General features: G+C 68.2%; 14 protein-coding genes. 5 read left to right on the top strand and 9 right to left on the bottom strand.

Going from position 1 to position 13,402, the window contains the following annotated elements:
* Positions 1-289: 289 nt before the first annotated feature.
* Entirely contained in the window at positions 290-952 is a 663-nt protein-coding gene (locus KZ829_RS41465) for a hypothetical protein (protein ID WP_220149323.1), read from the top strand.
* A 264-nt stretch (positions 953-1,216) separates the two neighbouring features.
* Here the strand turns inward: KZ829_RS41465 and KZ829_RS41460 are convergent, their stop codons facing one another.
* A complete protein-coding gene (locus KZ829_RS41460; RefSeq protein ID WP_220149322.1) occupies positions 1,217-1,702 on the bottom strand; it encodes an HIT family protein in 486 nt (161 codons plus the stop codon).
* A 189-nt stretch (positions 1,703-1,891) separates the two neighbouring features.
* Here KZ829_RS41460 and KZ829_RS41455 point away from each other — a divergent pair, with 189 nt between their 5' ends.
* A complete protein-coding gene (locus tag KZ829_RS41455; protein ID WP_220149321.1) occupies positions 1,892-2,566 on the top strand; it encodes an META domain-containing protein in 675 nt (224 codons plus the stop codon).
* 196 nt (positions 2,567-2,762) lie between these two features.
* Here KZ829_RS41455 and KZ829_RS41450 read toward each other — a convergent pair whose 3' ends face one another.
* From KZ829_RS41450 to KZ829_RS41440, 3 genes are all read right to left on the bottom strand, one after another.
* Complete coding sequence (locus tag KZ829_RS41450) at positions 2,763-3,254, bottom strand: WapI family immunity protein (protein WP_220149320.1); 492 nt, start codon at positions 3,252-3,254, stop codon at positions 2,763-2,765.
* A gap of 177 nt (positions 3,255-3,431) precedes the next feature.
* Positions 3,432-3,980: a hypothetical protein gene (locus tag KZ829_RS41445; RefSeq protein WP_220149319.1), complete on the bottom strand. Its 549-nt coding sequence runs from the start codon at positions 3,978-3,980 to the stop codon at positions 3,432-3,434.
* Between the two features lie 647 nt (positions 3,981-4,627).
* Positions 4,628-5,545, bottom strand: a complete 918-nt coding sequence (locus KZ829_RS41440; RefSeq protein ID WP_220149318.1) for a tyrosine-type recombinase/integrase — start codon at positions 5,543-5,545, stop codon at positions 4,628-4,630.
* Positions 5,546-5,904: 359 nt separating this feature from the next.
* Between KZ829_RS41440 and KZ829_RS41435 the strand changes: the two genes are divergently transcribed.
* On the top strand, positions 5,905-6,975 hold the full coding sequence (locus tag KZ829_RS41435; RefSeq protein WP_220149317.1) for a hypothetical protein: 1,071 nt from the start codon (positions 5,905-5,907) through the stop codon (positions 6,973-6,975).
* 310 nt (positions 6,976-7,285) lie between these two features.
* On the opposite strand, the gene KZ829_RS41430 is transcribed toward KZ829_RS41435, so the two are convergent.
* The 4 genes from KZ829_RS41430 to KZ829_RS41415 form a co-directional block, all read right to left on the bottom strand.
* The gene (locus KZ829_RS41430; RefSeq protein ID WP_220149316.1) at positions 7,286-7,510 is read right to left on the bottom strand and encodes a hypothetical protein; all 225 of its coding nucleotides are present in this window, start codon (positions 7,508-7,510) and stop codon (positions 7,286-7,288) included.
* A 314-nt stretch (positions 7,511-7,824) separates the two neighbouring features.
* Positions 7,825-8,529, bottom strand: coding sequence for a DUF222 domain-containing protein (locus KZ829_RS41425; RefSeq protein ID WP_220149315.1), 705 nt, complete (start codon positions 8,527-8,529; stop codon positions 7,825-7,827).
* Positions 8,530-9,213: 684 nt separating this feature from the next.
* Positions 9,214-9,996: a polyprenyl diphosphate synthase gene (gene uppS, locus KZ829_RS41420; RefSeq protein ID WP_220149314.1), complete on the bottom strand. Its 783-nt coding sequence runs from the start codon at positions 9,994-9,996 to the stop codon at positions 9,214-9,216.
* 556 nt (positions 9,997-10,552) lie between these two features.
* The gene (locus tag KZ829_RS41415; protein ID WP_220149313.1) at positions 10,553-11,176 is read right to left on the bottom strand and encodes a maleylpyruvate isomerase N-terminal domain-containing protein; all 624 of its coding nucleotides are present in this window, start codon (positions 11,174-11,176) and stop codon (positions 10,553-10,555) included.
* A gap of 58 nt (positions 11,177-11,234) precedes the next feature.
* Between KZ829_RS41415 and KZ829_RS41410 the strand changes: the two genes are divergently transcribed.
* Positions 11,235-11,825, top strand: coding sequence for an HAD family hydrolase (locus KZ829_RS41410; RefSeq protein WP_220149312.1), 591 nt, complete (start codon positions 11,235-11,237; stop codon positions 11,823-11,825).
* A 7-nt stretch (positions 11,826-11,832) separates the two neighbouring features.
* Here the strand turns inward: KZ829_RS41410 and KZ829_RS41405 are convergent, their stop codons facing one another.
* The gene (locus KZ829_RS41405) at positions 11,833-12,312 is read right to left on the bottom strand and encodes an Lrp/AsnC family transcriptional regulator (RefSeq protein WP_220149311.1); all 480 of its coding nucleotides are present in this window, start codon (positions 12,310-12,312) and stop codon (positions 11,833-11,835) included.
* 69 nt (positions 12,313-12,381) lie between these two features.
* Between KZ829_RS41405 and KZ829_RS41400 the strand changes: the two genes are divergently transcribed.
* A complete protein-coding gene (locus tag KZ829_RS41400; protein ID WP_220149310.1) occupies positions 12,382-13,398 on the top strand; it encodes a Glu/Leu/Phe/Val dehydrogenase family protein in 1,017 nt (338 codons plus the stop codon).
* Positions 13,399-13,402 lie beyond the last annotated feature (4 nt).

The following is a 13,402-nucleotide window of genomic DNA, read 5'->3' as shown; positions in this document are numbered from 1 at the left end:
CGACCCTCGCCGACCGGCATCCGGTGTTGATCAGCGGGGAGATATCTGGCCATCCACGGGGAGAACCCTGGCCACCAGCGGGGCGGTAAATGGCCGCCTATGGGGATCTTTCACTGGCCGCGGACAACCGGCCGACTTCCCCGGCGCTGTGGGCGTGAAGCCCATGCACATCGAATTCGCTGATTCAAGTGGAACCCGGAATTGGATCTAAAGCTCATGCCGCGACCTCATTCGGCGTCGCCCAGGCTGTGCGCGACGGCGGGTTCAGCTATCCCGTAGAGTCCGCCGCATGGGTCGATCTTGGTCAATCGTGTGGACCGGAGCAGCGCTCGCGGTGCTGACCGGCTGCGCCACCGTGGAGCAGCGTGGTCCGGCGGCAGTGTCGACGCCGCCATCTGTCCTGCCGGTCTACTACACCGGGCTGAGCGGCGAATGCCCCGTCCTCAAGTCCACGGAGGCCAAGAGGTTCACGGGCGCCCGGGTAGGTAATCGGACTCGGACCCCGAAGCCGACGAGTCGTTTTGAACGGATCGACTGCGACTGGTACCCGTCGTCGGGCGTTGCTCCGTGGGTCGTCGTGGCTATAACCATCTTCTTGGAGCCCAGCACCGCTCAGCAAATGGCCGAAAGTGCCTTCACCCAGGCCCGCGACTATGACACGGGTAGAGCAAAGGCGGATTCCTCACACGCGATCCAGGCCACGGAATCAACAACCCCGAACGGTCCGGCTTACGTCGTCGTCGACGCATCAGGCGATGGCCTGACAGCCGACATGGATCAGCTTTGGCAGGGGACCCGCATCGGGAACACTCTGGTCACGGTCACGCTCTTCGAGAAGCTTGACGCTGGAGCTCATGGGAGCGCCCGGGCCGACAAGCTAATGACAGAACTGTCAGCCACGAGCCAGTCGATCACGGCCGAGATTGCCGGGCAATTGGTGCCCCGAGCATAGTGGGCCGGTTTGATCGGCGAGGGCCGGTCCTGTCGTCTTCCATGACCTGCCAGGGTTAGCACAACGCTAGCCTGTGGCAGGTCGAGGCTTGGACAGGAGGAGCGAAGGGGATCAGGTGAAAGCCTTGGCAACGATGGCATCTACTAACCCGACCTGACCGACGCACTACTTTCGGCACGACAAGGCATCGCGCCATCACCGCCGACTACCAGTCGTGACGGCGGTGGCCGGTCCGAGCGCGGACAGCGGCAGTTGAGGACGTTTCTAGATTGCAACCCTCAAGTGGGCGAGTTCCGAGACGATACGCCGACGGAGTTCGTCGTGGCGGTCCGCGAGGGCAGCCTCGGGTCCGTAGAACTCGTCATGGTCGTAGAGCCAAACGGGCCTGCCGATGTGCTCCGCCTTTTCCCATTCATAGCGCGGGAACAGGTGCGCATGCAGATACGCGTCCGTGTTGCCGAGGATCTCGTAATTCATCCGACGGAACCCGGCATCGGTGGCACGGCAGGCGGCCTCTACCGCCTGGCCCAACGTGTCCATGCTGTCGAGGAATTCTAGGCGCTGCCTCTTCGGCAGGTCCGTGAGCCGATCAATCCTCGAGTCGTCCACCAGTAGCACGCAGTAACCCGGAAGGAACTGGGTGTCTCCGATGACGGCGAACGACTGCGGCATCTTGGCCAACACAGTGGGGTTCGTTCCGGCTCTCGCGGACCCGATGCGGTCCAACTTCCACGTCTCTGATTCAGTCACGTGCGCTATCGAACACGAACCTTCGGTAGGTGTTCAACCGGGCACGCAGTCGAGTCCTGCATCGCGGCATGTTAGTTCGCTTGGCTGTTCCTCGTTCAGATTATTATCGGCAGGTAACGAAGGCCGTCGGCTTCCGGCGAGGGATGCAGTCGGCGCAACTTCGGAGGGCATGTGCACGTTCAATTTAATGTGACCGACTCTCCCGTGCCTGACCGGCGGAGCCGATGGCTCGTTCCACTCGTCGTCGCTGCGGGCCTCGCCGCCGTCATCGCGGTCGGTGTCGTTCTGATGCGCATCGACCGGGACACCTCCGCACCGGTCGGTGACCTGCTGCCGTCCGCGTCGCCCGGGGTCGCCAGTTCCAGCTATGCGGACAGTCACTGGCGCCTGACCGCGGTGACCGAAGGGAGCGTTACCACGGCGATTCCCGCGTCTGTCGACGCGTGGCTGGAGTTGGCGACGGACGGCACGGTGTTGGCCTTTGACGGCGTCAACGCGATCAACGGGACGTTCAAAGCCACCAGCGCCGGCTTCGACATCTACGGCGGTCCGATGACGGCCGTCTTATACGGCGGCAACGACCCCGGCGTGCTTGCCGCCGAGAGCGGGATGGGTCTGCTTATGTCCGGCCCGCCGCCCGTATGGACCGCGTCACCCGACGCCTCTGGCGCTCCACCTATTGCTTCCGGCGCACCGACCATCGATCCCGAGACATCGCCCGTGCACGTCACCGTACTCGCCGCGACCCCGGAGCTGCTCACCCTTCAGGCCAGCGGTGCGCGGCTCGCCTTCGTCCGGACCGGCCCGGCCGAGAAAGTCAACGCGACGCCGATTCCGGACAACAGTTCCGCCCCCGGTAGTTGACACGGGTTTTATTGACCGGCAGAGCCTGACCAAAACGAGGAGCCAGTCGAAGTTCACGAGCGAGCAACTCAACGTGCTGGCGGGCGTCCGAGTCCGGGACGTTCAACCATCACCGTGGCTGCCCTGTCTCCAGATTAGTCCGGCCCGAGCGCTCGGCCGCCATTGTCTGCGGCATGAGAGATCGTTGGATCGGGAGTCATTCCGCCGATCTGTCGGGGTAGCGCTGTACCTCACGGTCCCAATCAGCCGCAGCGCGCTCAAGGGCTCCCGGAAGCAGCAGATATCGAAGGACGAGCGGCGCACCCGCATGACGGTCAGGCCGCCACGGCGGCTTGAACTCAAGATCTAGCATGATCTCGATCTCCGCCAATCCAGCCTGTTCTCCGATGAAGCGCAGCGCCAGATTCGGCTCAACAAAGGAGAGGGAATCGGACACCGGTCGCCGAGGATCCGGCGTCGTGTCGCCTGTTGTCAGGGAACCGGCGACATTGCGGAGCCAGGTCGACACCATCGGCGACTCATCGCAGGTCAGAGCCGGATAGCGGAAGCTCCAGGACCCCTCGTGAGTCGCTGCCGTGCCCTCCAGCATGTGCCAGCTATTACGCAGACGCAGATCCTCAGCCTCGGGGGACTGGTAGCCAACGACACGAAGCACAAGTTCGTGACCAGCGGTGTCGATCAGACGCACATCGTCAGAATGACAGATCGCAGTTTGATCTCGCCTGTACGTCCGGAGCGAGCGCAATCGTCCTGGTACGGCCCTCATCCGCGTCGCGGCAGAAGAGGACGGCCTATGCGTAAGACCTCGATCTCACCAAGACGTGCTCTGTCCTGTTGGCGTTCGGCCTATCAGCCGCAGCTCGCACTAAGCCTTGCTGTGCAACCGCGATCGGGAATGCAAAACAAGAGGCGTGATCCCGGGACACGCATCGCGCTGCGAGCACAGGACATCAGTTTCAGACACGATAACTTCACCCGCACAGACTCTCGTACCCTGTCCGCCACCCGACGACCAAGATCCAGATAGCCGATCGACTCCATCGACGACAACCGCGTCGAAGTCCTCCGGAGACTCGGCGTACTTGCGCTCGAAGGCGCCGCGGAGTGCGTGCTCCAGCGCCCAAAAGGTACGGTTGAGTCGCTGCTCAAGATCGTGTTCGGACCACCAGTCGGCATCGACAAGTCGCCGGGTCAAATCGGCCAGGTCCGGCAGACCGAGGTAGTCGAAGGCGTTGGCGGCCTGCCGGACCTCTGTCGCCGAGCTCGTGTCCATAACCGCCGATACACCACTGCCCATAATTCGCCCATACGGTTTGGCCATCGCCCACAGATGTCGATCCCCGACGCCACCGCCAGGGTGATCGGACATCGCTCGGTTCCAGACCAGGTCGGCCTTGGTGAGGACGTACATCACGGCCGCATCTTATGGCTAACCAAGGAGGCCAAACAACGGCCTGCCCCCGCCCTCACCTCCCGGACCTCACGGCCTGGCTGGAAGGCCAAGGGCGGCAGCCGCCCTAGCGAAATGCTTCCGCTACATCGGTGAATCGCGTCCCAGCGAACCCAACCAGGACGCACTCAACTCGGCAAGGGAGTTCGCCTAACCAACCCGGTGATGAGGTCCAGATACGTCATCGGTCACCCATCCTTTGGTGTTACAAGGCGGCCCGCAGAGGACGCGTCGCCCGTCTGCGATGGCAATCTCTCCCGATCCGTTACAGCTCGGGCATGTCTGAGCTGCTTGCGGGCGATGCGGCATCAGGTGGTGTAGCTGCGGATGACGGCGGGCTGCTTGGGCGTGAGCGGTTTCGCGCTCGTCATGGCTCGGGCGAGACAGCGCACCGTCGTCCCGATCGACGAAGACGTCGCCGGAGGGCGCCAGCATGTACGACTCCCACAGTTGGTTGAAGACGGTGAGCATGCCCCACTGCCGCGCTCGCGCACCCCATGCGTGGTCCGACGCGGCCTGATCGGCGACCAGCCGAGCAAACGAATCCTCTGCCACCACGGCCTCACGATACGACGGGCGCTCCTGTCACCACGGATACGCGTTGATGGCGGCTACGTCCCGGACGCCATGAAGGCGGCGAGGATGTAGTTGGGGTGTCGGTCGAGGTTCTTGCGAGCCCGGTCGTAGCGGATGGTGGTGCTTGGGTCGGCGTGGCGGGCGGCGATCTGGACGTCGCGGAGGCTGACGCCGGCGTCGAGCATGGTGGTGACGAACGTGTGCCGCAGCATGTGCGGATGCATCTTCGGGATCCGGAGGTCGGCGGTCTCGGCCAGGTACTTGAGTCGGCGGGTCGCGGCATGTCGGTCCATCCGAACTCCGCAGGCGTTACGCAGGACCGGACCCTCGTCACGGCCCCCGACCGTACGGTCGATCGCCCGGGCTACCGCTGGAGGCAGCGGCACCAGCACGACCTTGCCGCCCTTACCGCGAACCTTCAGCACCCGGTGCCCGTGTTCCTCGCCGAGGTCGGCGATGTTGGCGCCGCAGGCTTCGAAGATCCGCAGACCGAGCAGGCCCAGCATCGCGACCAGCGCGAAGTCGTTGATGTTGGCCGACAGCCGGGCGGCGGTGATCATCGCCTCGAACTGCAGATGGCTGACGCCGAGAGTGGGCGACTCGGGCGGCACCATCGGCCGCCGGACGTAGTCGGCGGGCGAGTGCGGCAAGATCTGGTCGATGACGCAGACCCGGTAGAAGCCGATCACCACCGACAGCCGCCGGGACACCGTCAACGGTTGGTAACAGCGGACGTCCTGCAGCCAGCGCACATAGCGCTCCACGTCCGTCCGTGCTGCGGCGAGGGGATCCAAGGGTTGATCGGCCGACCACCGTAGGAAGACCTTGAGGTCGGAGTCGGTGTGCATCCGGGATTGGCCGCGGTAGCGGCCGAGGTACGCGGCCACCGCTGCCGCCAAGAGACGCGAGTCGGAACTGGTCGGGCTGAGCTGGAGCGCTGTTGAGGTAGTCATGCCCCACGCTTCGACCAGCCCGCTCTGGCGCTGATCGTCCAGGTCCTCCGCCGACGCGGCGCATGAGGCGACGCCTACTATTCAGGCGCCGGGCGGCGGTGCACCTTCGTGAGGTTCTCCCCGAGCGATGACCGCTGCTCGGCACCTCGTCACCTCCCACGAGCATCGCGCTCGCGGCGGCATGAGAGGTCGAGGTGGCATCTGAAAACGGCCCGCGCTGAAGGTCACCGTCGGCGGGCCACCTCAACCGGCCATCGTGACTGGGCATCCCGTCACCCAGCGACACTGCGCGACGGGCACCACCGGTCGGCTCAACAGCCGCGGCCTGCGGCCGATGGACTCCCGGGAGGTCGAAGACGTTGATCAAGATCAGGGCCGGGCGCTGGCTTGCGCTCACCGCGACGCTGGCGGCTAGTGCATTCCTGCTGCCCGGGCATGGGCAGCAAGACCAGCACCACGACCCCACCGCCCCGCCGACCGGGACTGCCGCCGGGCAGCCGACGCTGACGGCGTCCCCCGATCCTGAAGCGCTCTGCCGCGAAGAGGAGGCCCGCAACCCCGGCGTGCTCTGCTCGGTGATCATCGTCTCGGACGAGGGCGCCACACCGCCGCCAGCGCCGACGTGGCCGGGTCCGATGCCGGTTCCTGCTCACCTGACCACCGACGGTGCCGAGGGGTGCGTGACCGGCGACGCCCGCCCCGTGGTCCGGACGGTCTCCCCCAGTACGTCGGTCGTCTTCGCCGGCGCCGCCCAAGACCTGGACGTCTTCTTCGAGCGGGCGCCCCTGGACGGCTCGGAGGAGACGCTGACGACCAGTATTCAGGGCGCGGTCGGTGAGAGGGTCGTCAACGAGGAGGACGAACTTGGGCTCGGTCCGGGCGTGTCCTACCGCTGGCGGGTCAGCGCGAGCCCGCGAACCGACGATCCCGGGTTTGACCGGCCGACCACGGCCTGGTCGCCGTGGTGCGAATTCACTGTCGCGGACGACCTCATCGACATGCGGACGGCCGACGACCCAGACGCCGTACGGGCGCTCGGTGTGGCGCCAGCCCGCCGCTACCCGGTCACCCTGCGCATCCGCGAGTGGAAGCTGGTCCTCGACGCGCTCGGTGATGACGACCTAGCCGCCGACTCCGGCGCCAGCGAAATGGAGGCCGAGGCGAAGGCGCACACCCGCCGCATCAGGTCGGCCATCATCGGGAAGATCGCGGGCCGGGCGAGCGGCGCGACGGCGACGGTCACCCTGAACGGGAACGACTGGGCCTCCTGGGTTGGCTCGGCGATCGCCGGTACGGCTTCGAGCTGGGACGAGATGTACGACACTGAACCCGACACCGCGGGCACGGACGGGACGGCCTACTGGAAGTTGCTCGACCGTCTCTCCACCGAGCTCGGCGGCCCGCAGCACACCCGGCTGGGCTACTACTAAGAATGCCCTGGATTCGCCCGATGATGGATCGCGTCGCCGATAGGGATGCTGTTTTGTCACCTGTCGGCATGGAGGGCCTCTTCCTGCGGCAGTGTCACCGATCTAATTCAGCCCGACAGGCCGCCGCAGTACGAGCAATTCTTCCCGGGTGCCAGATAGGCGACTGCCAACGTGGCATTCACGCCGGGCGACTTGCCCAACACCCTCTCATCGGCACGACAGGGCGCCGGCCGTCACAGCTGACCACCGGTCGTCACGACGGCGGCCAGCCCGAGCGCGGACAGCGGCTACGTGGACGCGGATCAGGACGTCATCGCAGTAGATCGGCAACGGCCGCGTCGACCGCGATGGTCCTGAGGTGAGGCACACCCCAATCCTCAACAGCGCGGACTGTCGCAATGGTGATGTCTGCGCCGTCCACCGCGAGAGTCACCTCACCCCCCACGCGCGGCTCGTCCCCCTCCAAGGTGCCGGAAACGCGAACCCATTCCTCACCGATGATTCCGTGGAGGCCAACCAGTGCGAGTCGCGTCATTCGCCGATCCTTGTAGAAGTGTGGTGCCCAAGGTGAGACCCGCATTGTCGATCATCGCCGCAGCTACCAACATCCGCCGTTCGGCAGATCCGCGCACCTACATCCGCCTGCGCCTTCGGAGGATGTAGGGCGCCGGAGTCACCTCACCAGGTAGTGCAGAGCGCCAGAGACGTTGAGGCGAACCGGCTGGATGAAGCGGTGGGAACGGTGGCGACCGCATGCGGATGAACGATCGGCATCCGGGATGTCAGCCCGCCGGATCCGCGGATACCTCGACCGAAGCCGACGAAATCGGACGCACTCTCTTCGGCTACTTATCTACTGGTGGTACGACCGCTGCCCGGCCAGGCATGGTCGAGGTGACCGGCGGTGACGCTCTCCAGGCGGACGCGGCCGTGGCCGAGCGGGCTGAGCGTCACGTGGCGATGCGCGTGGGCCTCACGCTCCTGCTGGTGCAGCCATCGGCCTTCCACGGCTTCGGCGATGTCGGGGGCGACGTGATGCAGAATCCGGCGGCCGGCGGTCCGCAGCCCGACGGGGTCGAGGTGGGGCGCCCAGTCGGCCAGTGTGGCCGCTGCTTCGCCACGGATCTGCGGGCTCAGGTCATCGGGCAATTCGGTGAGCGCCGTGGTGATCGCGGCGAGTTGTTCGGCGTTCACTCGGCCGTCGGCGACGGCTGCGTCGAGTTCGGGATTGCGGTCGACCGCCTCGGCTTGGGCGAGCAACCGGCCGGCGGCGCCGGGGCTGATCCGGAGCACGCCACGTAGCCAGGCCCGGGCCGATGGGGCGCCCTGATCGGCGGGAATGCCGCGCCGGCCGACCTCCCGGACGGCGTGCAGCACGGCTGCCTGCAACAGCTGTTGGGCGGTGTGCACGTTGTCGAGAAACTCGAGCAACTCCGGCTGGGACAACGGCGTCAGACGCAGAGCAGCGCAATCGCCCTCCAGGCCAACGAGCGCCCGGGAGGCGGTCTCCGTCCCGGTGTCGGTGGCTTCGGCGTTCAGCGATCCGGTGGTCATGTCGCCGATTCTCGAACATACGTACGACAAAGCCGGAGCGCCTCGGGTGCAAATCGCGCCTCTGCGCCACCGCCGCACAAACGGGCGAAACACTCGACCGCAGACCAGTCGGTCGTGCGATAAGCACCTACTGGGACCGAGGCGTCCCGGCCGCGCCGCGAAACTCCGGACCGGCAGCGCCGCAGTAGCGCGGCCGCGCCAGCGACTCGAACAGTGCGACCACGCAGCGAATACAGCGGTTCCGCGCCGACTCGCATCATGGTCTCGGCATGCGTCAGCGGAGTGATGGCCGCCTGCGGGCCGGGCTCGGCCGAGCGCAGGCCAGGCGCGGGCCGACCATGGGCTGGGCGCGGACCAAGCGCGGGCCGACCGCTGGTTAGACGCGGGGCCGTGGGCCAGGCGCGGGCCAGGGCCAGGCTCAACCGCCAGCGGGCCAGACGTGGGCCGGATTCAGGCCGACCATGGGCTGGGCACGGACCAAGCGCGGGCCGACCGCTGGTTAGACGCGGGGCCGTGGGCCAGGCGCGGGCCAGGGCCAGGCTCAACCGCCAGCGGGCCAGACGTGGGCCGGATTCAGGCCGACCATGGGCTGGGCACGGACCAAGCGCGAGCCGAGCACGACCGAGCACGGCCGAGCACGAGCCGGCCACAGGCTGGGCGGGCCGGGGTCAGGTGCGGGCCGGGTCAGGCGCCGAAGCGGCGGTTGCGGGCGGCGTAGGAGCGGAGCGCGCGGAGGAAGTCGACCTTGCGGAAGCCGGGCCAGTAGACGTCGCAGAAGTGGAGTTCCGAGTAGGCGGCCTGCCACACCAGGAAGCCTGACAGCCGGCGTTCGCCGCTGGTGCGGATCACCAGGTCGGGGTCGGGCTGGCCGCCGGTGTACAGGTGGGCCGAGATGCGGTCGGCGGTGAGGCGCTGGGCTATGTCGTCGATGCCGTAGCCGGCTCGGGACTCCTCCTCCAGCAGTGACCGGAACGCGTTGACGATCTCCTCGCGGCCGTCGTAGCCGATCGCGATGTTCAGGTGGAACTCCGCGTCGCTGTCCCGGGTGGCGGCCTCGGCCAGTTTGAGGGCGTGCCGGGTGGTGTCCGGCAGGACGTCGAGGCGGCCTGCCAGGTGTACCCGCCACGGGCTGGCCGGGCGGGCCAGCCGCTCGGCGACCACCTGTTCGATCATGCGCATCAGGTTGCCGACCTCGCCGGCTTCGCGTTTGCGGACATTGTCGACCGATGCCACGAAGACGGTGACGTGCCGGATGCCGGCCTCGGCGCACCAGCGGAGCACCTCGTCCAGGTGTTCGGCGCCGTATCGGTGGCCGACCCTCGGGTCGTCGAAGCCCATCTGGCGCGCCCACCGGCGGTTGCCGTCCATCACCATGGCCAGATGCCGGGGCAGGTTCGCCGGGTCGAGTTGGGCGCGCAGGCGCCGGGTGTAGAGCGCGTAGGCCACGTTCCTCAGGGACGTCAGCATGGCCGCGATAGAACCACCACCCAGAGATGATCGGAGCCGTCTTCACCGAACCGCCACAGGATCCGCACAAGTCAGCGAGCGGGACACGGACGGGCGGGGCGCGGACAAGCGCAACGCGGCGGTGTCGCCGCACGCCGCTCTGCGGTGGTCGACGACTTGTGGGGGGCGGTGGGAGGTGTCGTTCGCGGCGGTAACCAAGCGGAACGCGGACAAACGGAACGCGGACAAACGGAACGCGGACAAACGGAACGCGGACAAACGGAACGCGGACAAACGGAACGCGGACAAACGGAACGCGGACAAACGGAACGCGGACAAACGGAACGCGGGCGATGAATCAGCCGGGCAGCCGGGAGGGCCGGCGAAGCCGCCGGCGCGGCGATCGGTGTGGGTCTTCTGGTGGGTTGCCCGGGCGGTGTGGTAGCTCGGGCTCTTGTTGGCATGGACCACCGATCTCAGCCCGGCGGGCGCGGCACAGGCTTGGGCCGGCAGCGGGTCGCGAGGTACGGCGGAGCGGCCGCCGTGTGGGTGGGGCCGCTCCCGCGCGTACGAGAAATCAGATCATCGAGTAAGCCGCCGGAAGGGTGCCGCGGCCGGTGAGCGCGCCCAGCACGGTCTCGCCGTCGCCCAGGGCGACCGCGACGCGGGCGGCGAGGGCGGCGGTCTCGGCGAGGGTGTCCGGGTCGAGGTCGATCGGTACGCCGGCGGCCGTGGCGGCGTCGCGTCCGTGTACCACCAGTTCGAAGGTACGGGTGGGCAGCCAGTCCCGGACCCGCATGCCGCCGGCGGGGGTGGCGACCACGTCGTCGTCGGCGGCCCCGGCCAGTGCGGCGGTCGCCTGGCCGATGTAGCCGCTGACCGCGGTGGCCGGCTGATCGCCGAGGGCGGCGCCGGTGACCCGGGCGTCGTCGGTGGAGGCCTTGCGGGCGGCCGCGACCATCTCGTCGGAGGCCGACCGGACCAGGGCGAAATAGAACTCGGGGCCGGGCACCAGCAGCGTGGGGGCGCGGTCGGCGAGGACCGTGGGCACCTGGCGCAGCGCCGAGCTGACGGTGTGGCCGAGCAGGTCGCGCAGCGTCCACTCGCCGAGGCCGGGGGCGTCGAGCCGGGCGGGCGGGATGCGGGAGACGAGGTCGGCGAAAGCGATGGCGGCGGAGCGGTACGTGCGGCGGTAGTCCATGTCACCAACCTGCCACGCCGGCCGCCGGTCGCGCGGCCCCGGCCGGTAGCCTGCCCCGGTGCTGCTACCCCTGCCGGACGGCGACTTCAAGGCGTACCTGTTCGACTGCGACGGGACGATCACCGACTCGATGCCGGCGCACTACCGGGCCTGGTGCAAGGCGCTCGGCGAGTGGGGTGCGGAATTCCCGGAGGAGCTGTTCTACGCCTGGGGCGGCCGGCTCGTGGTGGACATCATCGTGGACCTGAACGAGCGGCAGGGCCTGAGCATGCCGGTGGCCGAGGTGGCGGCGCGGCGTGAGGAGCTGTTCCAGGAGCTGCTCGGCGAGGTGGAGGCGGTGCCCGGGGTGCTGGAGCACATCGAGGCGTCGTACGGGCGGATCCCGTTCGGGGTGGTGTCCGGCAGCACCCGCGAGTCGGTGACCGCGTCACTGACCGCGCTCGGCCTGCTGGACCGGTTCGAGGTGCTGGTGTGCGCCGGGGACTACGCGCGCCCGAAACCGGACCCGGAGGGCTATCTGCTGGGCGCCCGGCTGCTCGGCGTGGACCCGGCGGACTGCCTGGTCTTCGAGGACACCGACATGGGTGTGGCCGCGGCCGAGGCGGCGGGCATGGGATATTCGCGTGTGCCACCGCCGTGGGAGCGATGAGAATCGATCATCTGGCGTTTTCGGCGGGACCCGGATCGATGATCCGGTTGCGGTGGTGCTGGTAGATCACCGAGCTGCGGAACCCGACGATCTCCCGGCGGGCGGAGAACCGGTCCATCAGGAAGGCGTGCAGACCGTCCACGCTGGGCACCGCGACGTGCACCAGGAAGTCGTCGCCACCGGCCAGCACGAACACCGACAGCACCTCGGGCAGCCCGGCCGCGTAGGCCTTGAATCCCTCGATCACCTCCCGGTTGAGCGGGCGGACCTGCACGTGCAGCAGCGCCTGGACCTCGCGGCCGAGCGCGGTGAGGCTCACCTCGGCGTGAAAGCCGGTGATCACGCCGCGCTCGCGCAGCAACCGCACCCGTTCGAGGCAGGTCGACGGTGCGATGCCGACCGTGCGGGCCAGGTCGCGGTTGGTCTGCCGGGCGTTCGCCTGGAGTTCCCGCAGGATCGCCGAATCAATGTCGTCCACGACCGCCATTCTTCCTGATACACCGAACATCGTTCGGCACGATCGTTCCCCCACCGATGGGCGTTCTAGCTTCGAGGCATGTCGCTCGAACATGTGCGTGTGGTGGCGGAGAAGGGTCCACGGTCGGGGTTCCCGGTCATCGTGGCGGTCCATTCGACGGCTCTGGGGCAGGCGATCGGCGGGTGCCGGCTGTCCGTATACGCCGACTGGCGGGACGGTCTCGAGGACGCGCTGCGGCTGTCCGCCGCGATGACCGCGAAGGCGGCGCTGGCCGGGCTGCCGAACGGCGGCGGCAAGACGGTGGTGGCGCTGCCCGCGGGGGTGGTGCCGGACCGGCGTGCGGTGCTGCACGACGTGGCCGACGTGATCGAGAGCCTGGGCGGGGACTACGCGACCGGTCCGGACGTGGGCACCGGGCCGGACGACATGGTGACGATCGGCGAGCGTACGCCGTACGTGTTCTGCCGCGGCCACGACTCCTCCCCGGGCACCGCCGCCGGGGTGCTGGCCGCGCTGCGCGCCGTCGTCGCCGACCGGTTCGGATCACACGACCTGGCGGGCCGCAGCTTCGCCGTCCTCGGTGTGGGCCGGGTCGGCGGGCACGTGCTGCGGCTGCTCGCCGAGGCCGGCGCGCGGGTGGTGGCGGCCGATGTGGACCCGTCCCGGCGTACCGTGGCGGACTCCTTCGGCGCGGCCTGGACCGATCCGCACGGTTGTCTCACCGCCGAGGTGGACGTGCTGGTGCCGGCCGCGCTCGGCGGCGTTCTCACCCCGGAAACCGTGCCGGAGCTGCGCTGCGCGGCGGTCGCCGGGCCGGCCAACAACCAGCTCGACCGGCCGGGCACCGCCGCGCTGCTGCACGAGCGGGGCATCTTGTGGGCGCCGGACGTGGTGGTCAGCGCCGGCGGGATCATTCACGCCATCGCCACCGAGCTGCACCGTGAGGCGCCGGACCGGGTGGCGGCACGGATCGGCGGGATCGGGGACACCCTCACCCGAATTTTGGACGCGGCCCGGGAGACGTCGTCCACCCCGGCGGAGGCCGCGGCCAGGCTGGCGGGCTGGCTGGTTGACTACCCTGCGAAGATCGCCTGACTTG

The organism is Actinoplanes hulinensis (genome assembly GCF_019429605.1).
GTDB lineage: Bacteria > Actinomycetota > Actinomycetes > Mycobacteriales > Micromonosporaceae > Actinoplanes > Actinoplanes campanulatus.
The sequence above is the reverse complement of the archived record's forward strand: the minus strand, read 5'-3'. Positions and strand labels throughout refer to the sequence as shown.